At 61.0% G+C, this 23,824-nt stretch carries 20 protein-coding genes; 10 read left to right on the forward strand and 10 right to left on the reverse strand.

Features of this window, described 5'->3' with window-relative positions; genetic code table 11:
- Nucleotides 1-171: 171 nt before the first annotated feature.
- From paaK to paaF, 6 genes are all read right to left on the reverse strand, one after another.
- Nucleotides 172-1,497, reverse strand: coding sequence for a phenylacetate--CoA ligase PaaK (paaK, locus tag PMI31_RS24050; protein WP_008021622.1), 1,326 nt, complete (start codon nucleotides 1,495-1,497; stop codon nucleotides 172-174).
- A gap of 99 nt (nucleotides 1,498-1,596) precedes the next feature.
- Complete coding sequence (gene pcaF, locus PMI31_RS24055) at nucleotides 1,597-2,808, reverse strand: 3-oxoadipyl-CoA thiolase (RefSeq protein WP_008021623.1); 1,212 nt, start codon at nucleotides 2,806-2,808, stop codon at nucleotides 1,597-1,599.
- A complete protein-coding gene (gene paaI, locus PMI31_RS24060; RefSeq protein ID WP_008021625.1) occupies nucleotides 2,801-3,250 on the reverse strand; it encodes a hydroxyphenylacetyl-CoA thioesterase PaaI in 450 nt (149 codons plus the stop codon). The genes pcaF and paaI overlap by 8 nt, the downstream gene beginning before the upstream one ends.
- On the reverse strand, nucleotides 3,243-4,760 hold the full coding sequence (gene paaH, locus PMI31_RS24065) for a 3-hydroxyacyl-CoA dehydrogenase PaaH (RefSeq protein WP_008021628.1): 1,518 nt from the start codon (nucleotides 4,758-4,760) through the stop codon (nucleotides 3,243-3,245). Before paaH ends, paaI begins: the two co-directional genes overlap by 8 nt.
- A gap of 3 nt (nucleotides 4,761-4,763) precedes the next feature.
- Complete coding sequence (gene paaG / locus PMI31_RS24070) at nucleotides 4,764-5,555, reverse strand: 2-(1,2-epoxy-1,2-dihydrophenyl)acetyl-CoA isomerase PaaG (protein ID WP_008021631.1); 792 nt, start codon at nucleotides 5,553-5,555, stop codon at nucleotides 4,764-4,766.
- A 47-nt stretch (nucleotides 5,556-5,602) separates the two neighbouring features.
- Nucleotides 5,603-6,376, reverse strand: a complete 774-nt coding sequence (paaF, locus tag PMI31_RS24075) for a 2,3-dehydroadipyl-CoA hydratase PaaF (protein WP_008021633.1) — start codon at nucleotides 6,374-6,376, stop codon at nucleotides 5,603-5,605.
- 348 nt (nucleotides 6,377-6,724) lie between these two features.
- On the opposite strand from paaF, the gene paaY reads away from it, so the two are divergent.
- The 3 genes from paaY (at nucleotide 6,725) to feaR (ending at nucleotide 9,419) form a co-directional block, all read left to right on the forward strand.
- Nucleotides 6,725-7,321: a phenylacetic acid degradation protein PaaY gene (paaY, locus tag PMI31_RS24085; RefSeq protein ID WP_008021635.1), complete on the forward strand. Its 597-nt coding sequence runs from the start codon at nucleotides 6,725-6,727 to the stop codon at nucleotides 7,319-7,321.
- Between the two features lie 158 nt (nucleotides 7,322-7,479).
- The gene (gene paaX, locus PMI31_RS24090) at nucleotides 7,480-8,403 is read left to right on the forward strand and encodes a phenylacetic acid degradation operon negative regulatory protein PaaX (RefSeq protein WP_007972019.1); all 924 of its coding nucleotides are present in this window, start codon (nucleotides 7,480-7,482) and stop codon (nucleotides 8,401-8,403) included.
- Between the two features lie 101 nt (nucleotides 8,404-8,504).
- The gene (feaR, locus tag PMI31_RS24095) at nucleotides 8,505-9,419 is read left to right on the forward strand and encodes a transcriptional regulator FeaR (protein ID WP_008021637.1); all 915 of its coding nucleotides are present in this window, start codon (nucleotides 8,505-8,507) and stop codon (nucleotides 9,417-9,419) included.
- 132 nt (nucleotides 9,420-9,551) lie between these two features.
- Here feaR and PMI31_RS24100 read toward each other — a convergent pair whose 3' ends face one another.
- On the reverse strand, nucleotides 9,552-10,295 hold the full coding sequence (locus PMI31_RS24100; protein ID WP_008021639.1) for an anti-sigma factor family protein: 744 nt from the start codon (nucleotides 10,293-10,295) through the stop codon (nucleotides 9,552-9,554).
- Nucleotides 10,288-10,800: a sigma-70 family RNA polymerase sigma factor gene (locus tag PMI31_RS24105; protein ID WP_008021640.1), complete on the reverse strand. Its 513-nt coding sequence runs from the start codon at nucleotides 10,798-10,800 to the stop codon at nucleotides 10,288-10,290. The genes PMI31_RS24100 and PMI31_RS24105 overlap by 8 nt, the downstream gene beginning before the upstream one ends.
- A 154-nt stretch (nucleotides 10,801-10,954) precedes the next feature.
- Between PMI31_RS24105 and PMI31_RS24110 the strand changes: the two genes are divergently transcribed.
- The 4 genes from PMI31_RS24110 to PMI31_RS24125 all read left to right on the forward strand — a co-directional run bounded on the left by PMI31_RS24110 (nucleotide 10,955) and on the right by PMI31_RS24125 (nucleotide 15,774).
- Nucleotides 10,955-11,923: a metallophosphoesterase family protein gene (locus PMI31_RS24110; RefSeq protein WP_008021641.1), complete on the forward strand. Its 969-nt coding sequence runs from the start codon at nucleotides 10,955-10,957 to the stop codon at nucleotides 11,921-11,923.
- A gap of 14 nt (nucleotides 11,924-11,937) precedes the next feature.
- Entirely contained in the window at nucleotides 11,938-12,246 is a 309-nt protein-coding gene (locus PMI31_RS24115; RefSeq protein ID WP_008021643.1) for a cupredoxin domain-containing protein, read from the forward strand.
- A 538-nt stretch (nucleotides 12,247-12,784) separates the two neighbouring features.
- Entirely contained in the window at nucleotides 12,785-14,743 is a 1,959-nt protein-coding gene (locus tag PMI31_RS24120) for a phospholipase D-like domain-containing protein (protein WP_008021645.1), read from the forward strand.
- A gap of 2 nt (nucleotides 14,744-14,745) precedes the next feature.
- Nucleotides 14,746-15,774 carry an SEL1-like repeat protein gene (locus PMI31_RS24125; protein ID WP_008021647.1) on the forward strand — a complete coding sequence of 343 codons (1,029 nt, stop codon included), beginning with the start codon at nucleotides 14,746-14,748 and terminating at the stop codon, nucleotides 15,772-15,774.
- A 153-nt stretch (nucleotides 15,775-15,927) separates the two neighbouring features.
- On the opposite strand, the gene tynA is transcribed toward PMI31_RS24125, so the two are convergent.
- The gene (gene tynA / locus PMI31_RS24130; RefSeq protein WP_008021650.1) at nucleotides 15,928-18,216 is read right to left on the reverse strand and encodes a primary-amine oxidase; all 2,289 of its coding nucleotides are present in this window, start codon (nucleotides 18,214-18,216) and stop codon (nucleotides 15,928-15,930) included.
- Between the two features lie 233 nt (nucleotides 18,217-18,449).
- Between tynA and PMI31_RS24135 the strand changes: the two genes are divergently transcribed.
- From PMI31_RS24135 to PMI31_RS24145, 3 genes are all read left to right on the forward strand, one after another.
- Nucleotides 18,450-18,950: a sigma-70 family RNA polymerase sigma factor gene (locus PMI31_RS24135; protein WP_008021652.1), complete on the forward strand. Its 501-nt coding sequence runs from the start codon at nucleotides 18,450-18,452 to the stop codon at nucleotides 18,948-18,950.
- Between the two features lie 41 nt (nucleotides 18,951-18,991).
- The gene (locus PMI31_RS24140) at nucleotides 18,992-19,975 is read left to right on the forward strand and encodes a FecR family protein (RefSeq protein WP_008021653.1); all 984 of its coding nucleotides are present in this window, start codon (nucleotides 18,992-18,994) and stop codon (nucleotides 19,973-19,975) included.
- Between the two features lie 98 nt (nucleotides 19,976-20,073).
- A complete protein-coding gene (locus PMI31_RS24145) occupies nucleotides 20,074-22,497 on the forward strand; it encodes a TonB-dependent siderophore receptor (protein ID WP_008021655.1) in 2,424 nt (807 codons plus the stop codon).
- An 84-nt stretch (nucleotides 22,498-22,581) separates the two neighbouring features.
- On the opposite strand, the gene PMI31_RS24150 is transcribed toward PMI31_RS24145, so the two are convergent.
- Complete coding sequence (locus tag PMI31_RS24150; RefSeq protein WP_008021657.1) at nucleotides 22,582-23,733, reverse strand: MFS transporter; 1,152 nt, start codon at nucleotides 23,731-23,733, stop codon at nucleotides 22,582-22,584.
- Nucleotides 23,734-23,824 lie beyond the last annotated feature (91 nt).

The following is a 23,824-nucleotide window of genomic DNA, read 5'->3' on the forward strand; positions in this document are numbered from 1 at the left end:
GCCTAGGCGAGGCACCGAACGTTAGGGGCAAGAGCCCTTGGTTACTTGGGGCTCTTCCAAGTAACCCGCCGTAAGGGCGGAACCATAAGCCGCCGTTACCGCAGCAACGGATATGCAAACAAAACCCCAAAAAAAACCCCGCATAAAGCGGGGCCATAAAGGGTGCAGCAGTCATGCTTTCGGACGTTTATCCACCACGTGGCAAGCCTTGCCCTCGGATCGCTTGATCGAATGGAAAGGCTGCAAGACGATCCGCGAACTGATCCCGATGTACGTCTTGATGTGCTTGCTCAACTCGCCACAAACAGCCTTCTGCTGTTCGTCGCTCAGGTGCTGGTGTTCAGCCTTGAGTTCGACGTGCACGTCAACGCTGTCCAGGTTGCCGTTGCGATACAGATGGATCTCATAACACTCGGCAAGTTGTTTGACTTTCAAAACCTGCTCCTCGATCTGCGTCGGGAACACGTTGACCCCGCGGATGATCAGCATGTCATCGCTGCGTCCGGTGATCTTGTCGATGCGTCGCATGGGGCGCGCGGTGCCCGGCAGCAGGCGCGTCAGGTCGCGGGTGCGGTAGCGGATCATCGGCAGGGCTTCTTTGCTCAGGGAGGTGAACACCAGTTCGCCCATCTGCCCGTCCGGCAGCACTTCGCCGGTGACCGGGTCGATGATTTCCGGGTAGAAGTGGTCTTCCCAGATGGTCGGGCCGTCCTTGGTTTCGGCGCATTCCATGGCCACGCCCGGGCCCATGATTTCCGAGAGGCCGTAGATGTCCAGGGCGGTGATGCCCATGCGTGCCTCGATGGCGCTGCGCAGTTCGGCGGTCCACGGCTCGGCGCCGAAGATGCCCAGGCGCAGGGCCAGTTTGTGCGGGTCGATGCCCTGGCGCTCGATTTCGTCGGCGATGTTGAGCATGTAGGACGGCGTGACCATGATGATGTCCGGCTGGAAATCCTTGATCAGTTGCACTTGTTTTTCGGTCTGGCCGCCGGACATCGGGATCACCGTGCAGCCAAGGCGTTCGGCACCGTAATGCGCGCCGAGGCCGCCGGTGAACAGGCCGTAGCCATAGGAAATGTGCACTTTGTCGCCACGATGGCCGCCAGCGGCGCGGATCGAGCGAGCCACCACATTGGCCCAGGTGTCGATGTCGTTCTGGGTGTAGCCGACCACGGTCGGTTTGCCGGTGGTGCCGCTGGACGCATGCAGGCGCACTACGTCGCTCATCGGTACGGCAAACATGCCGTAGGGGTAGTTGTCCCGCAGGTCGGACTTGGTGGTGAAGGGGAATTTCGCCAGGTCCTCGAGGGACTTGATGTCATCGGGGTGCACGCCCAGCGCATCGAAGCGCTGACGGTACAGCGGCACGTTGTTGTAGGCGTGGCTCAGGCTCCAGCGCAGGCGCTCCAGCTGATGCTGGCGCAGCTCGTCGATGCTGGCGGTTTCCAGCGGGTCCAGCACAGGGTTCAGCACGGCTTGGGCAATTGGCATGTTCATGTGTTCACTCGAATTGTTTTTGTGTTCCAGCCCCTGCGTGCAGGGGCTTTGAGTGCATGCCCCAAGGATACCTCTCGGCTCCTTGGGAATCGCGATTCTTTAGTGGGATAGACGCTCGATGATCAGCGCGATCCCCTGGCCGACGCCGATGCACATGGTGCACAGGGCGTAGCGGCCATTGCGTTCCTCAAGCTCATGCAGGGCGGTGGTGACCAGTCGTGCGCCGCTCATCCCCAGCGGATGGCCAAGGGCGATGGCGCCGCCGTTGGGGTTGACCCGTGGATCGGTGTCGCTCAGGCCCAGTTCACGCAGCACCGCCAGTCCCTGTGCGGCGAAGGCTTCGTTGAGCTCGATCACGTCCATGTCCGCCAGGCTCAGGTTGGCCTGTTCCAGCACCTTGCGCGTCGCTGGCACCGGGCCGATGCCCATGATGCGTGGTTCGACGCCCGCAGTGGCCATGGCCACGACCCGGCCGCGGGCGGTCAGGCCGTGGCGTTTGGCCACTTCCGGGCTGGCCAGCAACAGGGCGCAGGCACCGTCGTTGACCCCGGAGGCGTTGCCGGCGGTAATGCTGCCGCCTTCGCGGAACGGTGTACCCAGTTTGGCCAGCTGCTCAAGGGTGGTGTCGCCGCGTGGGTGTTCGTCGTGCTCGACCACTTTGGCCGGGCCTTTGCGTTGAGGAATCTCCACTGCCACGATCTCTTTGGCCAAGCGTCCGTTGGCCTGGGCAGCGGCAGCGCGTTGCTGGCTGCGCAGGGCGAAGGCGTCCTGGTCGGCCCGGGAGATGTTGAACTGTTCGGCGACGTTCTCTGCCGTTTCCGGCATGGAGTCGATTCCGTAGGCCTTTTTCATCAACGGATTGACGAAGCGCCAGCCGATGGTGGTATCGAAGATCTCGGCCGCACGGGAAAACGCCTGTTCGGCCTTGCCCATCACCAGCGGTGCGCGGGACATGGATTCAACGCCACCGACCAGCATCAACCCGGTTTCGCCGCTGCGGATCGCCCGGGCGGCGGTGCCGATAGCGTCCAGCCCGGAGCCGCACAGGCGATTGAGGGTGGTGCCCGGCACGCTGACCGGCAACCCGGCCAGCAGCGCGGACATGCGCGCGACGTTACGGTTGTCTTCGCCGGCCTGGTTGGCGCAGCCGTAGATCACGTCGTCGACCGTGTTCCAGTCGACTTGCGGGTGGCGGCGCAGCAGTTCGCGCAGCGGCACCGCGCCGAGGTCGTCGGCGCGCACGCTGCTCAGGACGCCAGCGTAACGGCCGATGGGGGTGCGTACCGCGTCGATGATCAGGGCGTCATTCATTCGGGGTCTCCTGCGTCAGCACCGGGCCGCGCACTTTGTAGGATTTGCCATGGAACAGGGCGATCAACTGGCCCTGCTGGTTTTCGATGCGTACGTCGTAGTTGCCGGTGCGACCGGAGCGGCTCTGCTCGATGCAGTCAGCGTTAAGCGTGTCGCCCAGGCGCGCCGGGGCGATGTAGTCGATGCTGCAACCGATGGCCACCGTGGCTTCGTTGTAGCTGTTGCAGGCAAAGGCGAACGCCGAATCGGCGAGGGCGAACAGGTAGCCGCCGTGGCACGTGCCGTGGCCCTGGACCATGTCGGCGCGCACGGTCATGCCGACACGGGCGCAGCCGGGGCCGGCGGAAAGCAGGCGCATGCCCATGGCCTGGCTGGCGGCGTCGCGCTGGAACAGCGATTGCGCGCATTCACTGGCCAGGTTCATCGCTTCGCGGTTAGTCATGGAAGTTTCTCCCTTCGGCAACCCGGCGGCGCAACAACAGCGATGGCCGGTAGCGTTCCTCGCCGTAAGTGGCTTGCAGGTTGTCCAGCACGGTCAGGATGTGGGGAAGGCCGATGGTGTCGGCCCAGGCCAGCGGCCCTTGTGGATAATTGACCCCGGCGCGCATGGCCAGATCGATGTCGGCGGCTGAGGCCACGCCTTGCAGCAGGGCGTCGGCGGCTTCGTTGGCGAGCATCGCCACGGTGCGCAGGACGGCGAGGGCCGGGCTGTCGCTGAGCAGGCTGATCTTGAGCCCGGCCCGTTGCAGCAGGGCAACGCCCTGTTCGAGGGCTAGCGGATCAATGCCGTTCGCGTAGCTGATGGCGATGCGCTGGGCCTTGGCGTAGTCGTGCGCCAGATCCAGCAGGATCAGGTTGCGCAGCCCGTCTTCCCGGGCGCGCTGGCAGGCCATGCGGCCGTCGCTCAAGGCCAGCACGGCGTCACCCACGCGCAACAGGCCTCGACCGTCGCGCCGGATGACTTCGACGCCTTGCTCACTCAAGCGCGCCAACAAACCCTGGGCGATGCCGAGATCACCTTCGGCGATGCAAGTCTTGACGCTCGCGCTGCAGGTGATTTCAGCGGCTTGCGGGCGTTCGGCGCCTTGGGCGTAGCTGTAGAAACCCTGACCGCTTTTGCGCCCCAGTCGTCCGCCGTCCACCAGTTCCTTCTGGATCAGCGACGGCAGAAAGCGGGTGTCCTGGTAATAGGCGTCGAACACCGAGCAGGTCACGGCGTAGTTGACGTCGTGGCCGATCAGGTCGGTCAGTTCGAACGCACCCATGGCAAACCCGCCGGCTTCGCGCATCAGCGCATCCAGCGTCGGGCAATCGGCAGCGCCTTCCTGAAGCATTCGCAGGCTCTCGGCGTAGAACGGCCGGGCCACGCGGTTGACGATGAAACCCGGTGTGGAGCGGGTGTGCACCGGTTTCTTGCCCCAGGCTTTGGCGGTGTCGTACAGGCATTCGGCGAGTGCCGGATCGCTGGCCAGGCCGGAGACGATTTCCACCAGTGCCATGACTGGCGCGGGGTTGAAGAAGTGCAGGCCGAGCAGGCGTTCTGAACGATCAAGCTGTGCGGCGATGCTGGTGATCGACAGCGACGAGGTGTTGCTGGCCAGGATGCAGTGCTCGCCGCAGATACTTTCGAGCTGGCGAAACAGTGCGCGTTTGACCTCAAGGTTCTCGACGATGGCTTCGATGATCAGGTCGCAGTCGGCCAGGGCTTCGATGACTTCCACTGCTTGCAGGTTGGCGATGATGGCGCTGCGCGCTGCGACGGACAGCTTGCCGTTTTCGACCCGTTTGCCCAGTTGCCGATCAATGCTTTCGATGGCCTGCGCCGCCGCGCCGGGGCGGTTGTCCAGCAGCAACACCGGATGGCCGGCTTGTGCCGCAACCTGGGCGATACCGGCGCCCATGGCCCCGGCGCCGATCACCGCAACGCGTGCAGTCGTATTCAGTGCGGTCATGTCTCAGCGTCCCTTGAAGCTTGGGGTGCGTTTTTCCATGAAGGCGCCGACGCCTTCGCGGTAATCCTCGCTACGCCCGGCCAGGCGTTGCAGGTCGCGTTCCAGGTCCAGCTGTTCGTCAAAACTGTTGCTCATGCTGGCGTTCAGGCTGCGTTTGATCAGCGCCAGACCGTAGGTCGGTTGTGTGGCGAGGTGGCGGGCCAGTTTCAAGGCTTCATCGCGCAGTTCGGCATCTTCCACACATTGGTAGATCAGGCCCCACTGTTCGGCCTGCTCTGCGGTCAGGCGATTGCCGAGCAGGGCCAGGGCCTTGGCGCGGGCCATGCCGACCAGGCGCGGCAAGGTCCAGGTGCCGCCGGAGTCAGGGATCAGGCCGATCTTGCAGAACGCCTGGATGAAGCTGGCCGAACGCGCTGCCAATACCAGGTCGCAGGCCAGTGGAATGTTGGCGCCGGCACCGGCCGCCACGCCGTTGACCGCGCAGATCACCGGCAGCGGCAGGTCGCGCAACTGGCGGATCAGCGGGTTGTAGAACTTCTCGATGGACTCGCCCAGATCCGGCACCGCACTGCCCGGTGCGACATTGCGGTCGCTCAGGTCCTGGCCGGCGCAGAAGCCTCGGCCTTCACCGGTCAGCAGCAGTACGCGCACGTCCGGGTTCTGCCGCACTTGTTTCAACGCTTCCTTCACTTCGCCATGCATCTGGGTGTTGAAGCTGTTGAGCTGGTCCGGCCGGTTGAGGCTGAGCAGGGCGACGCCGGCCTCGATGGAAAACAGTATGTGTTCGAAGTTCATGGTCTTGGCGCTCTCTAAGAGGTCGTTCGAATTCGGTAGGCCGATGACTACTGGCCGGTAAAGGTCGGTTTGCGCTTTTCCTGAAAGGCCTGGATGCCTTCGTCGCGGTCGCGGGTGCCGGCCAGTACGGTGAAGGCGTGGCGTTCGAAGCGCAGGCCGCTGGCCAGGTCGGTGTCCATGGCCTTGAGCAGCGCTTCCTTGGCCAGGCGCACGGCCAGTGGCGCCTTGGCCGCAATGCTGCGGGCGATGTGCAGGGCGCGCTCGACGGTAAATTCCGGTTGGGTCACTTCGCTGACCAGACCGGCGCGCTGGGCCTGGCGAGCGTCGATCGGCTCGCCGGTCAGCACCATCTGCATGGCCATGGATTTGCCGACGGCGCGCAGCAGGCGTTGGGTGCCACCGGCGCCGGGCATGATCCCGAGGTTGATTTCCGGTTGGCCGAAGCGGGCGTCTTCGCCGGCAATGATGATGTCGGCATGCATGGCCAGCTCGCAGCCACCGCCGAGGGCAAAGCCGTTGACCGCGGCGATCAGTGGTTTGCTGAAGCGGGTGATGGTTTGCCACGACGCCTGGCGCGGGTCATCGAGGATGCCGACCAGGTTGCGCTCGGCCATTTCCTTGATGTCGGCGCCGGCGGCGAAGGCCTTGCGGCTGCCGGTGAGGACCACGGCGCGGGTGTCGGGGTCGGCTTGCGCGGCATTCAGTTCATCGGCCAGTTCGCCCAGCAACTCGGTGGTCAAGGCGTTCAGGGCTTGCGGGCGCTGCAGGGTAATCAGGCGCACGCCGGGCTCGATCAGTTCGACGGCAAGGGTTAGAGGCATGGCGGATGCCCTCACGGTGCACGCTCGGCGGGGTGCCGGCTCGTTATTGGATCGGCCGCAGGGGCCGGTTTTGCCCAAGTATAGCTATAACGTGATACGCAAATGCAATACTAAAATACATTTAATGTGTCTTATTGGTGATGGTTTCGATTGCTTTGCTTTCTGCGTCAAGGACGCTGATGACGGGTTTAGTCCTGAATTTATTGGGTTTAAGCTTGATTCAAACGGCCCGTTGGCGTTCGTCGGAAAGCGACATTTCAAGTGATACGCTTTTTAGTCTTTGTGCTTGTAAAAATTATGTGATACAAAATAAGTCATTATTTGCATCGCTTTGGGAAGGACGCTTTCATGACCTGCTACAGCCTTGATGGCCTGACCCCGGTGGTTGACCCGAGTGCTTATGTGCACCCGTCCGCCGTATTGATCGGTGACGTGATCATCGGCCCGCATTGTTATGTCGGTCCGCTGGCCAGCCTGCGCGGGGATTTCGGGCGGATCGTGCTGGAGGAGGGCGCCAACCTGCAGGACACCTGCGTGATGCACGGTTTCCCCGACAGCGACACTGTGGTCGAGCGCAACGGCCACATTGGCCACGGCGCGGTGCTGCACGGTTGCCGGATCGGCGCTGACGCCTTGGTGGGCATGAATGCGGTGGTGATGGACAACGCCCGGATCGGCCCGCGTTCATTCGTTTCGGCGGCGGCCTTCGTCAAGGCCGGCTTCGAATGCCCGGAGCAGTCGCTGGTCATGGGCGCACCGGCCAGCATCAAGCGCACCCTCAGCGATCAGGAAGTGGCGTGGAAACAGGCGGGCACACGTGAGTACCAGGAATTGGCCAAGCGGTGCCTCACGCAGATGCAGGTTTGCGAACCGCTGAGCGAGCCGGAAGCCGATCGCCCGCGCATCAGCGACAGAGGGTTGCGGCCCAAGGGTGACACTTTGTGAACACAGACCCCCTGTAGGAGCCAGCTTGCTGGCGAAGGTGTGTCAGCTACCTTGGTGTCGACTGACACACCATCGCCAGCAAGCTGGCTCCTACAAGGGATTGGGATTAACCCCTGAGCTTTCGGTATATTCCTTTTCTTTTTTTCCACGGAACGCCCATGTCGTCCCTGACCCCCTTGAACCATCTGATTACACGCTTCCAGGAACAGACGCCAATCCGCGCCAGTTCCTTGATCATCACGTTGTACGGGGATGCCATCGAACCCCATGGCGGTACCGTGTGGCTGGGCAGCCTGATTCAATTGCTCGAACCCATCGGCATCAACGAACGGCTGATCCGTACTTCGATTTTTCGCTTGACCAAGGAAGGCTGGCTGACCGCCGAGAAAGTCGGTCGTCGTAGCTATTACAGCCTGACCGGCACCGGTCGCCGGCGTTTCGACAAGGCCTTCAAGCGCGTCTACAGCACCACGATGCCGGCCTGGGATGGCTCCTGGTGCCTGGTGATGCTCTCGCAACTGACCCAGGACAAACGCAAACAGGTGCGCGAGGAGCTGGAGTGGCAAGGCTTCGGTGCGATTTCGCCGGTGGTGCTGGCCTGTCCGCGCAGTGACCGTTCCGACGTCAACGCGACCTTGCTCGACCTCGGCGCACAGGAAGACACCATTGTTTTCGAAACCACCGCCCAGGATGTACTGGCCTCCAAGGCGCTGCGCCTGCAAGTGCGTGAGAGCTGGAACATCGAGGAACTGGCCGCGCACTACAGCGAGTTCATCCAGTTGTTCCGGCCGCTGTGGCAAGCGCTGCGCGAGCAGGAAAACCTGCAACCGGCCGACTGCTTCCTGGCGCGGGTGCTGTTGATCCACGAGTACCGCAAGCTGCTGCTGCGCGACCCGCAGCTGCCGGACGAGTTGTTGCCCGGCGATTGGGAAGGCCGCGCTGCCCGCCAGTTGTGCCGCAACATTTACCGTTTGATCTACGCCAAGGCCGAAGAATGGCTGAACGCTGCACTGGAAACGGCCGACGGCCCGTTGCCGGATGTGGGTGAAAGCTTCTATCGGCGTTTTGGCGGACTGAAATAGCACGTCATTGTTCAGGGAATGGTGCGGTTCAGGAGACTCGAAGCAGCCGATGTCGTGTGGATTGACGTAGACAATAAAAATAAGCCTGCGTGAGGCCTGACATGATTTCTACAACAGCACAGCGCCATGATGGGTTCGACCAGTGGATCCACCAGATCAACCAGATCTGTGGCGCTTTCAACGCACAACCCCTGGGCAGCGAATTTGCCGGGCGTATCCGCGAGTACACGAGCGATGCGCTCAAACTCAGTTTCGTCGATGCGTGCCAAGCGCGTTTGTACCGTACGCCCCAGGAAGTCGCGGCGGGCGAGGGCGGCAAGTATTTTGCGGTGTTCCAGCTCGATGGCACGGCGGGCATGGCCCAGGGCGACGACAAGGTCCTGTTGTCCCCCGGTGACATCACGCTGATCGATGCCTCGCGGCCCAGCGACTTCACCTACAGCGAAAACTCCCGGCAGTTGTCGTTGATCCTGCCGTATCAACTGGTCGAGCAAACCCTGCGCTTCAATCAGGTCAGGTGCGGCCACCGGATTGCCGCCACCTCGCCCATCGCGATGCTCTCACACCGGTTGATCCTCGATGCCACCCGCCAGCAGCACCTGACCCGGCAGGAAAGCGAAGCAACCCTGGAGGCGATTGTCAGCCTGCTGCGCCCGGCGATCAGCCAGGCCGACGACTGCAGCGATGCCCATGAGCGGATCTTCCGAAAGACGCTCACCTGCATTGACGAAAACATTCGCTCCGAAGACCTGTGCCCGGAATGGCTGGCGCGGGAAGTCGGCATGTCCACCCGTGGCCTGTACCGGATGTTTGCCAAGAAAGGCCTGGTGGTGGCGCGCTACATCAAGAACCGTCGCCTGGACCTGTGCGCCGAATCCCTGCGCCAATCGGGCAAGGAGCAGAAGTTGTCGGTGCTGGGGTATTCGTGGGGTTTTTCCGATTCGAGCTACTTCTCCACCGCGTTCAAGTCGCGCTTCGGCATTGCGCCGGGGGAGTATCGCAAGCGGCATGCTTGAGATTTTGCCTGTACCTGTAGGAGCGAGCTTGCTCGCGAAAAAAACAATGGTACCGCTGGGTATCTGGTTTTACGCGTTATCGTTCACGACCATCGCGAGCAGGCTCGCTCCTACAGGGGGTAGGTGTCTAATTCAGACACCGTTTTCGAGCAACTGGCCCAGCGCCTCCAGCTCACTTTTCTCAAGGTCCGACACCAGCACGAACCGCATATGGTTCTCTTGCCAGGACACCACGTTGAAGCCGCGAATCGTTTCGCTCCGGCGCGGTTTGTCCGCCTCCGGCGTGGGCAGGATGAACACATTGATAATGTGTTTGTTGCGCCCATAACTCAGGGCCGCGGTGGTCTGGTGTTGCAGATAATCCAGGCGCCCGCCCAACAGTGGAAAACCCTGCGCCGAGTAATCGAATACCGGTGGCGAGAAGTCGAGTTTGCCGGTGAACCAGGGTTTCACGGTATGGCGGTCGGATGACACCACATCGTTCAAATGCTCGCCCATCAATGAGCGAACGTGGCTGGAGACGGCCTCGTCCATCAGCGGTGCCTGGACGCCCGGTGTTGCCACAAAAAGCACCATGGCCAAGGCCAGCGCCGCCGCTGAAAACGCTGGCGCGAACCAGGTTCGCCAACGCTCGATGAAACGGGGTTTTGGCGGATCAACGGGGAACACACTGGCGGCCAGCGCTGCCGGGGCCCTGTAATACACCGCGCTCTGCTTCACACCAGCCACCAGCAACCGAGCCTGATCATGCAATCGCGCACATTCGGCGCAAGCGGCCAGATGCCCGGCCACATTCGCCGTGGTCAGCGGATCGAGTTCCTTGTCCAGGTAGCCATGCATCAGCGTCTGGCAAACCGTGCAATCGAGTTCATTCATGATCGTACAACTTCAGTAGTTCGAGCTTGAGCATGGCGCGAGCCCTGGCCAACCTCGACATGACGGTTCCGAGGGGAATGTCGACCACCAGGGCGATGTCCTTGTAGGGCATGTCTTCGAGCTCCTTGAGAACAATCACCTCACGGAACGCCGGAGGGAGGGCGCACAGGGCTTGCTGGACCAGCGCGGCATTTTCCGTGTGAATGGCCAGCAACTCCGGGGTCTGGTCGTGGCTTGATGCTCCCGGGTCCTGGGCAACGTCGTCGCCGAAAGCGACCCAGTGACGCCCGGCCGTGGCCTTGAGCCAGGTGTAGCTTTCATTGCGCACGATGGTCAGGAACCAGGCCTTGGCGTTGCCATCGACGAAACGCTGTGAGAACCGGAAGGCGCGCAGGGCGCTTTCCTGCACTACATCGTGCGCGGCGCTGTCGTTGCCGGTGAGCCAGCGTGCGAGGTTGTAGGCGGCGTCCAGGTGGGGCGCAAACAATTCCTCAAATCGCGTCATGGTGGTTCCCGCACTGTCCCTCTTCTATAACCGTGGTCCGTGCCATTTTATTCCCCGGAAAAAGAATATTTTTCGACCGGGAATAAAGACCCGTCCCACAAGGTTTTACCTCGTGTCAGCTGCATCACTGTAGTTCGCCTGCGAGGGAAAACCGATGAACATTCATTCAAAACACCAACGACGCGTCGACGACCTGCTCAATCCTGACCGCCGCACGCTGCTCAAATGTTCGGCGTGGGCCGGGGCCGGTGTGGTCTGGGCCCTGTGCGGCGGCATTCCCCGGGCGTTCGCCCTGGATGACGCGGGAAATGTCGCGGACCCCAAGGCACTCGCCAGCACCTTCCACTTTGTGCAGGTCAGCGACTCGCACATCGGTTTCAACAAGGAAGCCAACCCGGACCCGGTGAAGACCTTGCAGGTGGCCATCGACAAGGTCATCGCGCTGCCAAAACGGCCCTCGCTGATCCTGCATACCGGGGATATCACCCACCTGTCCAAGGCCGAAGAGTTCGACACCGCCGCCCAGTTGCTCAAAGGCCTGCCGTCCACCGTGCACTACGTGCCGGGCGAGCACGACACCCTCGACGAGGGCGGCGGCAAGCGCTATCTGGAACGCTACGGCAAAGGCACCAAAGGCAATGGCTGGTACAGCTTCGATGACCACGGCGTGCATTTCATCGCGCTGGTGAATGTCTTCAACTTCCAGGCGGGCCATGAGGCGACCCTTGGCGCCGATCAATTGGCGTGGCTGGCCGACGACCTGCGCGCTGTAACGAGCAGCACGCCCATCGTGGTGTTTACCCATATTCCGCTGTGGACGATCTATCAGCCATGGGGCTGGGGCACCGAGGATGGCGACCAGGCGATTGCCATGCTGCGCCCGTACGGTTCGGTGACGGTATTGAACGGGCATATCCATCAGGTCATCCAGAAGGTCGAAGGCAATATCACCTTTCATACCGCCCGTGGCACCGCGTATCCGCAACCCGCGCCGGGCACGGCGCCGACGCCTGGACCGATGACGGTGGCCGCCGATCAACTTCGCAATTATCTGGGAGTCACCGACGTGCGGGCGACGCAGGGTGAGCATCCGCTGGCGCTGATCGATTCGACACTGGTCTAGGGGGGGGTAAGCGAATGAAAGCGCGATGGTTGGCGGTTGCCTGCCTGATGCTGGCGATGCCGGTATGGGCTCAGGAGGTGAAGGTCAATATCAAGGAGTTCATGTTCGGACCCAAGGATCTGGCGGTAGCCGTGGGCACCAAAGTGACGTGGGTGAATGATGACGAGATCCCGCACACGGTGGCAGAGACGCACAAGGTATTTCGCTCGGCGGCGCTGGACACCGGTGACAGTTACTCCTGGGTGTTCAACACGCCGGGGGAGTATGAGTATTTTTGTGCGCTGCATCCGCAGATGATCGGCAAGATTGTGGTTAGCCAATAATCTGCTGATCCCCTCATTTCCTGTAGGAGCGAGCTTGCTCGCGAAAAACGTCAGGACAACGCGGGTATTCAGACAGCCCGCGTCATCGTTGACGTCCATCGCGAGCAAGCTCGCTCCTACAGGGTTTTGTGTGTGCCTTACTTCGGTGCGTTGAGGTTCAAGGTTGGCGTTTCATCGAAAAAGTTCCACGGCTTCAACAGTACCTGCCGAATCCTGCCTCGCTGAAACCGCCCCTTCAGGTTTCACTCCCAACTCTATCCGTGCCAGCAGCTTCGAATGTCGGCGTATTTGCGGGCTCGTAACCTCGTTGAGGTTTGGTCCTCGGACGGGTACTACACCATGTCAGGACTCGACCTACACCTTTTCAGGAATGCGCCGACTTGTGACCGTTGCCTGCGGTCATTAACGTTCGGCTCCCCGAACGGTTTTACCCGGCCTGGACCTCGAGCGACAGATTCGCTTCAGCACAATGGCTGCCCGGTTCGGGCTTGCGGGCGGCCAATACCCTACAGAACTCCCTCAAAACGGAGGATTGAAGATGGCCACACCCACGATCATCGTCCCGATTGCCACCAGCAAAACTACCTCCTGCCAGCTCAACCTGCCGTGGTTCGTGCAGCGCACCGAATATGACCCAGTGCCTGCCACCTTTGAGCCGTTGGTGAACGGCGAGCGTGCATTCGGCGCGGTCTATGACGCCATCCTTGAAGCCAAAAGCAGTGTGGAAATCATCTGCTGGGGCTTTCAGCCATCGATGTACTTCAAGCGGGGGGATACCAGTTCGCTGTGCATCGGCCAACTGTTGGGCATCATGGCGGCTAAAGGCGTCAAGGTACGCATATTGTGCTGGTCCGATAGCCTGCACCTGACGGCGGCATTCGCTGAAAACATGACGCCGGGCCGCAACCTGGCCTCGTTCATGTCAGGTGGTCGCAACGATGCCCAGCGCGAGTTCGACTGGGAATGGTATCGCCGGGCGACGAAGACCGACGTCAAGCGACGCTCCTGGTTCGAAAGCCATACGCCACTGGGTTCCCTCTCCCGCGCGAGGGGCGATTGGCTGGCCAAGGCCTTCAGCTTTGGCAAGGAAGCGTTCGAGAACATCGAGTTCGTCGCACGGGACCTGAACCTGACGGATCGCGTGGAAATTGCCTGGCAGGTTGCATTGAACAGCGCAGACGGCCAGCGTTCGATGTTCAACAAGGCGGCCACTGCCGGCGCGATGTCCATGATCCCGACCCACCATCAGAAGATGGTGCTCGTCGACTACGAAACACCCGCCACCGCCGTCGGGTTTGTCATGGGGCATAACATGCTGGACGCCTATTGGGACAAGGACGATCACGGCGCCGCGAAGATGCACGCGCAATTCGGCCGCAATGGCGAAACCCCGCGCCAGGACATTTCCAGTCGTGTGACCGGACCGGTCCTTGAGCACCTTAACCACAATTTCGCCCAGGCCTGGCTACATGAAACCGGTATCGATCTGCTGACCCCGAGAAAGGCCATTGCCAACTCGCTCAGACCACGGGCTGGGTTCGGCCCGCCAATGATGGCGCAGGTCTTGCGAACGCAGTTTCAGGAAGGCCGGCAAGACATCAAGGCGAACTACCTGCAAGCGGCCAGGAATGTGACGCAGTTCTTGTATCTGGAGAACCAGTACTTTCGCTGGCCACCCTTGGCCGAGGAGATAAAAAAAGCCGCTGCGGTCCAGGTGGCCTGGGGTCGAAACACGGCCGTGCACGGCCCGATCTACCTGTTTGTCGTGACCAACTCCTCCAATGAGGGCATGGGCGATGGCACGGTCAACACCTACCGGATGCTCAGGCAACTGGGGCGTCCAGATGTCATTCCCGAGGTCTCCCGGCTTGAGCGCCGCGATGAACTTCAGGAACAAGTCGCTCAAGCCAGGCAGAAGGTCCTCGACGCCCAGCGCGAATCCACCCTGTTCAACCGCGGTTATGGCCACATTCATGGCGAATGGGTCAGTCGAGCCTACGAGCCCATCGAGGCTCGACTGAAAGCGGCGCAGAAACAGTACGAGGAGTTAGTGGCCAAGCTTCCTCAGGAAGATGCCAAGCCCGTGCTGCCCGAAGAAATTCCTGGCCTGAAGGTCGTGGTGTGCACCCTGGTCGCTCCGGACTCACCACCCGGCAACTGGCTGGATGTGTATATCCACAGCAAGTTGATGATCGTCAATGACGTGTTCACAACTTTGGGGTCGGCCAACATTAATACGCGGAGCATGGAAGTCGATAGTGAGTTGAATATCTGTGTTGAAGATCCGGCGGTTGCCAAGCCGTTGAGGAAGCAGTTGTGGGGGATACATACGGATGGAAAGGAGGCGGGAGATGATATTGGAGAAGAATTTGATAAATGGACCAGTATTGCTGTTTTCAACGCTGCGAATCGTAGAAATAGCGAAAATGTAGAGTCGCCGATGGGTTCTCTGACTGAGTTTAGAAGGGAAAGCCCTAGTCGTACTTACAAGGATTGATAATGCTTATCAGGGCTGTGTTTTTGTCTTTTCTATTGGCGGGTCCTGGAGCGTGTAAAAAGGAGGAGAATTTGGATATTACAGATGATCATATGGCCTATGCCCTAGGTAATTTGCAGTTTGTATGCGTTAAAGAATCAGAGCATTTACCGCCTGTTAGTGAAAGTGCTCAGAATCTATATGACTATGCACTTTTCCTCCATTCCGGATTTGGTAAAAAGGACTATGAGCTGATAGCCAGATTCTACCGGTTGGCCTACGCTGCAGGCAGCTACAAGGCTGGTACCAATCTGCATACATTGATATCGCAAGGCCTGATAAAAAGCGATCACCCTGGCAGGGAAGTCATCGATATCGTCGAGGAGCTCATCGCGGCTGGTGTTCCTGGTGGCTACTACGATATGGGGCATTATCTGGAGCTTGGTTTTGGGGTCAAACAGGATACCAGTAGAGCACATGCATATTTTCGAAGAGCAGCGGACTTGGGCAACCCCGATGCGCAGTTTTACGTGTCGAAGTTGCTTGAGGGAATTCGGTCTGCGAAACAAGTCGTTTTGGATATGCGTCGTTGCGCGATGAATCAGGGACATGCACAGAGCGCTTTCAATTATGGGATTTTTTTGAAAGTGCGACACTCCTATCCCGAGGCTATTGAGGGTTTTCAGGCCGGTGCCCGTAATGGCCACGGTATTAGTGCCGGGTTTTTGAGCGGCGGTTTTGCAACACCAGATCCAAAAGACCGACTGTATTATTTTGCGCTGACTGAGGACCCAGAGCGCTCCCGTCGCTACAAAAAAATCAATGAGTTTTTAAGGCGCTATGAAGACTTTGGTGCCAGGGTCCCCGACATCGACAACATCGTCCCGCTCCCCCCCGCTAAACTCCCGGACTGGGACGGCACCTTCGAATGGCTGAAAAAAAGAGACTCCACACCACCTCCGGAGAGACCTTCGGAGGAAATGATCCGCGAACTCAGTCAGGAAAAAGGCCTCGATCCGGAAACCGGCCTGCCACTGTCAAAACATCAATGACGATCACTGGAACGCTGAATACAGCTGGAAGTCTGTAGGAGCGAGCTTGCTCGCGATGGTTGTCAACGATAACGCGCGAATTCAATAGAATCGCGGTGTCTTTGAGTTCTTCGCGAGCAAGCTTGCTCCTACAGGGTTTTGTGTGTGGCCTGTTTACTTCGGTACGTTGAGGTTCAGCGTCGGCGTTTCATCGAAGAAGTTCCACGGTTTCAGCAGCACATGCACCCATTCGGTCGGCATGATCGGCCACTCTTCGGCACGGGCGATGTGGGTGGTGCCGGTGGTCAGCCAGACCACATCGTCGGTGTTCTCGATGGAGTGGTTGTCCTGGGTGAATTGCCCCAGGCCGGAATCCTTGTCCGAGCGGTTCGGGTATTTGCCTTCCGGGTACTTTTCCTCGGGGTTGTATTGCGTCACCCACAGTTGCTTGTCCATGAAGCTCAGGCGGTGGAAAAGCCATTCGTCCTTGCCGAAGTTGGCGCCCTTGGCCACCGGGTGCGTGCCGCCGGCGTACGGAATCAACTGATAGGAAACCGGGTTGCCGACTTTGTTTTCCTTGCTGAAGTTGGTCAGCAGGCGCACGGTCGACGGGTCGAATTTCTGCGCCGCCTGTTGCTCGTTGCCGACGACTTTGGTTTCGGTCTGCATCGTGCTGGTGCGCGGGCCGCCACGGTCGTTCGGCAGCACGACCGGGTTCACTTCCACCAGTGAGTTCTGCTCGCCGTCCACGTCCATATCGAGGCGGAAGTTGTAGAGGTGCTGGTGCGTGGTGCCGACGATGTTGTGGTCCAGCAGAGTGCCGTAGCGCGTGTCTTCCCTGGCGGTGTCTTCGTGCATGGTTTTGGACTTCACGCCCTTGACCGCTTCGATACCGGTGGCGCCGGCATCGATGCCGAGGGTGCCGTTCTGCTGGAAGACCCAGTCGAAGATGTAGTCGTAGTTGCCCACGGTGCTGATCCAGCGCACCACCAGTTCACGACGCTCGGTGCTGAGGTTGGGCTGGCCCATTTCCTGGTGTTTGTATTCCGGGCCGGCGTAGCGCTCGAACACCGCCATGGCACGCGGGATCGCAGTCGGTGCGCCAGTGTAGTCGGCGATGGTGGCGTCCAGCAGCACTGCGTTTTCCGGGGCGTCTTTGCCGCGGGCAATCGGTGAAGTCAGGGTGCCCATGCCGTAGTCGCCAGAGTCGAGGTAGGCCTTGAAGTACCAGCCGATATCCGGGTCGCCGTAAGGCACGATCATGCCGCCCAGCGAGCCTTCGTACATGATTTTGCGTTTCTTGCCCTTGTCGTCGTAGGTGACGGTGGACAGGATCGGGCCGACCCGTGAATCGAGGCGAACGTGGAAGTCCCAGTTCTGCCAGTGAATGCTGTTGCCGCTGATGGTGTAGTTCTTGCCCTCGGGCTCGGTGATTTCCAGCGGTTTGACCTCGACGCCTTTGCGTCCGCGCCCGTCATACGGTGTTGGCTTCATCGGCACCGGAATCAGCGCTTCGTCTTCGATCTTGATCAGCTTCTTCTGTTCCAGGTCGACAATCGCCACCAGCCCTTCAATCGGGTGCGCCCAGTAGTTGCCGTCATCGGTGTTGAGGTAGCTGACGATTTTCAGCAGGCGCTTGTCCTGCGCCAGGCCGTCCTTGCCATCGAAGTAACCGACGGTCAGCGGTGTGGCCACGACCTTTTTCACATCGTTGATGCCGCGCTTGGCCAGGGCCTGGGCGTATTCGGGGCTGGTCTCGACGGCCGATTGCACCGTTGCGAAATCGTCCAGCAGCACCATGCCGTGGGCGCCTTCGATCGGCTTCCAGGACGTGAGTTGTTTGCTGTCGAGATCGACCAGCGCCTCGATCACGTGCTTGCCGTCGAGCACCACGATTGAGGCCTGGCGCGGCTGGGCGACGTTCTGCCCGGTCAGGGCGAAGTTCCACACCTGATCCTTGGGCGGCTCCTTGACCGAGACTTCGGTAAAGCGGAGTCCGGGTTTGTAGTTTTCCGATTTCTTGACGATGTCCACGGCCGTGGTGATTTCGGCGGCGCTCAGGGGATTGAGCGGGTTGGGGCGGGTCTCGACGACGAAGGTCTTGTCCAGCCCGGACTGGAACACCTGGTTGATGAAGTCGGTGGACATGAACGCCGTATGGTCCTTGAACACCACCGGCACTGTCAGCTCGATACGCTTGCCGTTGAGCATCGCCACTTTGCTGTCGGGCTTGACCTTGAGATAGACCCCGTCCTTGGCAATGGTGAACAGGTTGGCGTAATCGTCCCATTTCACCGTGGCACCAAAGGCCTCCAGACCCGCTTGCAGCGGCACCATGTCGGCGTGACCGCCGTGGGCCTGGGCAGTGTTCGCCCAGAAAGGCAGGCCGAGGGTGCTCAGGGTGATGGCCAGGGCCAGGCGGGCAAGCGGTGTTCTTTTAGGCAATGCTTTGGGGCTGAACATGTGTGAATTCCTGGGGAAAAGCCGGGTACGGGCATTTCTGCACTGTGTTACAACCCGTCAATGGTTGCATTTGAATGCCTGCCAGATTTCTTTGGTTCCGTGCCGCCATTCAGCTTTGCTGACGAAATGCACCCTGGCAAGCGGACAAAGTGCCCGGTATGGGGGCCGCAAAGCATTGCTTCAAGTTAATAGGAAGCATTACTATTCACGCCCCGTCTTCACAGCACACCGCAATGACCCTCAAGCTGCCCCGCAGACACGGCTTTTTCGAGCATTACGAAGAGTTGGTTGGCACCTGGACCCGTCGCCTGAGAAACCGTCAGCAGGCCGAGGACCTGGCCCACGATACCTTCGTGCGGGTGCTTGAGTCCGATTCGGCGCGGGTGGAGCAGCCCCGGGCGTATTTGCACCAGACCGCGCGCAACATCGCCGTGGATGGTTATCGGCGTGAGGACCGGCGGGGCGCCATGGAGTCAGAGGCGATTGATCTCAGTGAGTCGCCGACCGGCGACCCGGAGCATTTCATGCACGCGATCCAGTTGGCGGATTCCATCGAACGGGCGCTCACCGAGCTGCCGGTCAACTGCCGCAAGGTGTTTGTCTGGCAGAAAATCGAGGGTCTGACCCAGGCCGAAATCGCCGAACGCCTGGGGCTGTCCAAGAACATGGTGGAAAAGTATATGATCCGCACGCTTCGGCACCTGCGCGATCGCCTGGACGGGTTGCAGTCATGACCGGCCGCGCCTTTTCCTCCCCCGGCCAAACAGGAACTTCCATGATGGATACTCGTGATTGTGCGTGCGGGCAAACAACGGTTCGCGATGACGCGGCGCAGTGGTTTGTGCGATTGCAGGAGCCTGTGGTCGATGTTGAAGTGCGCCGCCGGTTTCAGGCCTGGCTGGACGAACACGCCCAACACCGAAACGAATTCGAAGTGCTCCAGGGTTTGTGGAGCGCCGCCGAGCTGGTGCCGGCGGCGCGTTTGCGTGCCTTGTGTGAACCCCCGCCAACCCTGAAAAAACGGCGTCCCGTGCTGCGTTATGCGGTGGCCGCCAGCGTGCTGGCGGTAGCGCTCGGCCTGGGCCTGTTCAACGGCCTGAATCATCCAGCGCCGTACACCGCCGAGTTTTCCACGGCCCTGAATGAGCGACGCCATGTGGCGCTGCCGGATGGCTCGGTGGTCGATCTGGACAGCCGCAGCCGGATTCAAGTGCGCTTTGAAAAGGGTCAACGCAACGTCGAGCTGTCCGAAGGCGAAGCGATGTTCAGCGTCGAGCATGACACCCGCCGGCCTTTCGTGGTCGCGGCGGGCAGCGGCAAGGTCACGGTCACCGGCACCCGTTTCGATGTGCGTCGCGGCGCCAGCGAAACCCGGGTGGTGGTGGAGCAGGGCACCGTCAAGGTTCAAGGGCGCGACGCCGCCGACGGCGATTTCATCAATCTGACAGCAGGCCTTGGCACCCACGTCGATGCCCGGGGCAATGTTGCCACCGCCTATGCCGTCACCCCGGCGGAAATGACTGCCTGGCGCAGCGGCAAACTGGTGTTCAACAACGCCAGCCTGGCTGACGTCGCCGAGCAGGTCTCGCGTTATCGGGAGAAACCGCTGAAGGTCGGCAACGCGGCGGTGGGCAATCTGCGCCTGACCAGCGTGTTCAAATCCGACAACACCGACGCGCTGCTCAAGGCCTTGCCGAGCATCCTGCCGGTGGCCGTGCGCACCCTTGGCGACGGCAGCCAGGAAATAATTTCCAAATAAAATTCAGGTTTTTTTCGAGTTCATCGTCTTCCTGTTCAACTGCAACTGGTTTGCATTAACAAGCGCACACTCTTGCGATCCACAGGATTACGTTCGACGTGAAAATCTCCATCGCTAAAAACAACAAACTCCCTTGGTTGCCGCTGGCCCTTGCGCTGGCGGTCAACGTAGCGCTGCCCCAGGCCTTTGCAGCCGACGGCATCCACATCCCGGCGCAACCCTTGGGACAAGCCCTGAGCCAGTTGGGCCAGCAGACCTCGCTTCAGGTGTTCTTCAGCCCTGAACTGGTCGCCGGCAAACAGGCTCCGGCGGTGGATGGCAACCTTTCCCCGGAAGACGCGCTGCGCCAGTTGCTGCAAGGCAGCGGCCTGCAATACCAGATCGATGAAGGTTCGGTGACGCTGATGCCGGCACCAGCCTCGGCGGCCAGCGGTCCACTGGAACTGGGCGTGACTGACATCAAGGTCGTCGGTGACTGGCTCGGCGATGCCGATGCCGCCGTGGTGCAGAACCATCCCGGGGCACGAACCGTGATCCGCCGCGAAGCCATGGTCGAGCAGGGCGCGATGAACGTCGGCGACGTGTTGAAGCGCGTTCCTGGTGTGCAAGTGCAGGACGCCAACGGCACCGGTGGCAGCGATATTTCCCTTAACGTCGGCGTGCGCGGCCTGACTTCGCGCCTGTCGCCTCGCTCCACCGTGCTGATCGACGGCATCCCGGCGGCGTTCGCTCCTTACGGCCAGCCGCAACTGTCCATGGCGCCGATTTCCTCCGGCAACCTCGACAGCATCGACGTGGTACGCGGTGCCGGTTCCGTGCGCTACGGACCACAAAACGTGGGCGGTGTGATCAACTTCGTGACCCGCGCGATCCCGGAACAGGCCTCCGCGGAAATCGGCACGACCCTGGAAACTTCGCAGCATGGTGGCTGGAAGCACATCGACACGGCATTCATGGGCGGCACCGCCGACAACGGCATGGGCGTGGCGCTGTTGTACTCCGGGGTGAACGGCAACGGTTACCGTGAAAGCAACAACGGCAACGACATCGACGACGTGATCCTCAAGACCCATTGGGCGCCGACTGATGTCGACGATTTCAGCCTCAACTTTCACTACTACGATGCCAAGGCCGACATGCCCGGCGGCCTGACCCAGGCGCAGTACGACGCCGACCCGTTCCAGTCCGTGCGCGACCACGATAACTTCAGCGGCCGCCGCAAGGATGTGTCGTTCAAGTGGGTGCGGCAGATCGACGATCGTACCCAGGCTGAAGTGCTGACCTACTACACCGACAGTTTTCGTGGCAGCACCATCGCCTCCCGTGACCTGAGCACACTCAACTCCTATCCGCGCAGCTACTACACCTTCGGCATCGAGCCACGGGTGTCCCACGTCTTCGATGTCGGCCCGACCACCCAGGAAGTCAGCGTCGGTTATCGCTACCTCAAGGAAGCCATGCACGAAGAGGCCAGCCGTGTGGCGCTGGTCAACAACGAGCCGGTCGTGCGTCCGGGGGCGGACGGCCATGTCTATCAGGACCGCACCGGTGGAACCGAGGCCAATTCGGTCTACGTCGACAACAAGATCGACGACGGCAACTGGACCGTCACGCCGGGTATTCGCTTCGAGCACATCAGCACCGACTGGCACGACCGCCCGGTGCTCGATAACGCCGGCAAACGGGTGCCGGAGAAAAACCGCAGCATCGAAAGCAACGAGCCGCTGCCGGCCCTGAGCGTGATGTATCACGTGTCCGATGCCTGGAAGCTGTTTGCCAACTACGAAACCTCGTTCGGCGCGCTGCAGTACTTCCAGCTGGGTCAGGGCGGTATCGGCGACAACACCGCCAACGGCCTGCAACCGGAAAAGGCCAAGACCTACGAGATCGGTACGCGCTACAACGATGACGTGTGGGGTGGTGAGGTGACGCTGTTCTACATCGACTTCGACGACGAACTGCAATACATCAGCAATGATGTGGGCTGGACCAACCTCGGCGCGACCAAGCACCAGGGCATCGAGACGTCGGTGCACTACGATCTGGCCGCGCTGGACCCACGCCTGGACGGCCTGACCGCCAACGCCGGATTCACCTACACCCGCGCCACCAACGAAGGCGACATCCCGGGCTTCAAGGGCCGTGACCTGCCGTTCTACTCCCGTCAGGTGGCCACTGCCGGCCTGCGTTACGACATCAACCGCTGGACCTGGAACCTCGATGCGTTCGCCCAATCCAAACAGCGCTCGCCGGGCACCGGCGTGAACGCCGACGGCAGCTTCAACGGCAACTACATCACCGAAGGCACCGCCGACGGCCAGTTCGGTGACATTCCGGGCTATGTGACCTGGAACGCGCGTGGCGGCTATGACTTCGGCCCGCAGGTGTCGAACCTGAAACTGGGTGCGGGGGTGAAAAACATCTTCGACAAGCAGTACTTCACCCGCTCCAGCGACAACAACTCGGGCATGTACGTCGGCGCGCCGCGCACGTTCTTTGTGCAGGCCAGTGTCGGGTTCTGATAGACCGGGGCGAATTCATCGCTGGCAAGCCAGCTCCTACAGGTATAGGTGAACCTGTGGGAGCTGGCTTGCCAGCGAAGCTTTTCAGACCTTCAACACCTTCCCGCCAATCGCCACCGCCACCAGCAACACCGCCATCAAGGCAAAGGCAAAACTCAGGCTGCTGCCATGGGCGATGAAGCCGATCACGGCCGGCCCCGCCAGGATGCCCGCATAACCCAGGGTGGTAATGGCCGGCACGGCGATGCTCTCGGGCATGACTGTCTGCTTGCCCACGGCGGTGTACAACACCGGCACGATGTTCGAGCAACCGGCGCCCAGCAGTGCGTAACCCACTAGCGCCGCCTCCCAACTCGATGCGAACGTTGCCAGAAACAAGCCTGCGGCGGCTGTCAGCCCGCCGAACACAATCACCCGGGTCGCGCCCAACCGCCGTACGATTTTGTCACCGGTCAGGCGTCCCACGGTCATGGTCAAGGCAAACGCCGCATAGCCGAGCCCTGCATAGGCGGTGTCGATACCGCGCTCCTGCGCCAGGAACACCGCGCTCCAGTCCAGCGCCGCGCCTTCGGCGAGGAACACGATGAAGCACATGCCGCCGATGAACAGGACGATGCCATGGGGAACGGCAAACGCCGGGCCCGAACTCTCGCTGCCATAGGGCAACAGGTGTGGCACAGCCTTCGCCAGCGCAATCAGCAGCAACACGATCACCACCAGCGTGGCCCCCAGGGGCGAAATCCCAAGGCCAAGCAACCCGCTGACGCCTGCCGCGCCAACAATCCCGCCCAGGCTGAACAGGCCATGGAAACCCGACATCATGTGCTTGCCGCTGGCGCGCTCGACGATCACCGCTTGCAGGTTGACCGTCGAATCCACCGTGCCGAGGCCGGCACCGAAAATGAACAACGCCGCGATCAATGCCGGAGTCGACGTCACCGTCGCCAGCAGGGGCAGGGCCAGGCAGATTAGTAAGGTGCCGCCGGTCGCCACCTTGCGACAGCCAAAACGCGAGGCGAGCATCCCGGCCAGAGGCATTGCCAGAATCGAACCCACGCCCAGGCTCAGCAGCAACAGGCCCAAGGTGCCTTCATCCAGTCCGGCCCGGGCCTTGGCATAGGGCACCAGTGGCGCCCACGCGGCGATGCCGAACCCGGCGATGAAAAAGGCGATGCGCGTGGACATCTGTTCCAGGCGACCGGGAACGAAGGTGGTTTGGTTGTTGAGGCTGGTCATATCAATCCCTGGCAAAAAACGTCACGTCCTCAACGGACAGTGATCGGCCGGCGAGGGTTCGATCAATGCCCGGAAAGTTTGCGGTCAAACA

Source organism: Pseudomonas sp. GM55, from assembly GCF_000282395.1.
Classification (GTDB): Bacteria; Pseudomonadota; Gammaproteobacteria; order Pseudomonadales; family Pseudomonadaceae; genus Aquipseudomonas; species Aquipseudomonas fluorescens_CC.

Excerpts from the sequence above, each read along its gene's own strand:
- PMI31_RS24105 (WP_008021640.1), bottom strand. The coding sequence starts at position 10,800 with ATGACGCGATTTGAGGAATTGTTTGCGCCCCACCTGGACGCCGCCTAC.
- PMI31_RS24100 (WP_008021639.1), bottom strand. The coding sequence starts at position 10,295 with ATGAATGAACTCGATTGCACGGTTTGCCAGACGCTGATGCATGGCTAC.
- PMI31_RS24125 (WP_008021647.1), top strand. The coding sequence starts at position 14,746 with ATGCTTATCAGGGCTGTGTTTTTGTCTTTTCTATTGGCGGGTCCTGGA.
- pcaF (WP_008021623.1), bottom strand. The coding sequence starts at position 2,808 with ATGAATGACGCCCTGATCATCGACGCGGTACGCACCCCCATCGGCCGT.
- paaI (WP_008021625.1), bottom strand. The coding sequence starts at position 3,250 with ATGACTAACCGCGAAGCGATGAACCTGGCCAGTGAATGCGCGCAATCG.
- paaF (WP_008021633.1), bottom strand. The coding sequence starts at position 6,376 with ATGCCTCTAACCCTTGCCGTCGAACTGATCGAGCCCGGCGTGCGCCTG.
- PMI31_RS24150 (WP_008021657.1), bottom strand. The coding sequence starts at position 23,733 with ATGACCAGCCTCAACAACCAAACCACCTTCGTTCCCGGTCGCCTGGAA.
- PMI31_RS24140 (WP_008021653.1), top strand. The coding sequence starts at position 18,992 with ATGATGGATACTCGTGATTGTGCGTGCGGGCAAACAACGGTTCGCGAT.
- PMI31_RS24115 (WP_008021643.1), top strand. The coding sequence starts at position 11,938 with ATGAAAGCGCGATGGTTGGCGGTTGCCTGCCTGATGCTGGCGATGCCG.
- tynA (WP_008021650.1), bottom strand. The coding sequence starts at position 18,216 with ATGTTCAGCCCCAAAGCATTGCCTAAAAGAACACCGCTTGCCCGCCTG.
- PMI31_RS24135 (WP_008021652.1), top strand. The coding sequence starts at position 18,450 with ATGACCCTCAAGCTGCCCCGCAGACACGGCTTTTTCGAGCATTACGAA.
- paaK (WP_008021622.1), bottom strand. The coding sequence starts at position 1,497 with ATGAACATGCCAATTGCCCAAGCCGTGCTGAACCCTGTGCTGGACCCG.
- paaX (WP_007972019.1), top strand. The coding sequence starts at position 7,480 with ATGTCGTCCCTGACCCCCTTGAACCATCTGATTACACGCTTCCAGGAA.
- PMI31_RS24110 (WP_008021641.1), top strand. The coding sequence starts at position 10,955 with ATGAACATTCATTCAAAACACCAACGACGCGTCGACGACCTGCTCAAT.
- paaH (WP_008021628.1), bottom strand. The coding sequence starts at position 4,760 with ATGACCGCACTGAATACGACTGCACGCGTTGCGGTGATCGGCGCCGGG.
- paaG (WP_008021631.1), bottom strand. The coding sequence starts at position 5,555 with ATGAACTTCGAACACATACTGTTTTCCATCGAGGCCGGCGTCGCCCTG.
- paaY (WP_008021635.1), top strand. The coding sequence starts at position 6,725 with ATGACCTGCTACAGCCTTGATGGCCTGACCCCGGTGGTTGACCCGAGT.
- feaR (WP_008021637.1), top strand. The coding sequence starts at position 8,505 with ATGATTTCTACAACAGCACAGCGCCATGATGGGTTCGACCAGTGGATC.
- PMI31_RS24120 (WP_008021645.1), top strand. The coding sequence starts at position 12,785 with ATGGCCACACCCACGATCATCGTCCCGATTGCCACCAGCAAAACTACC.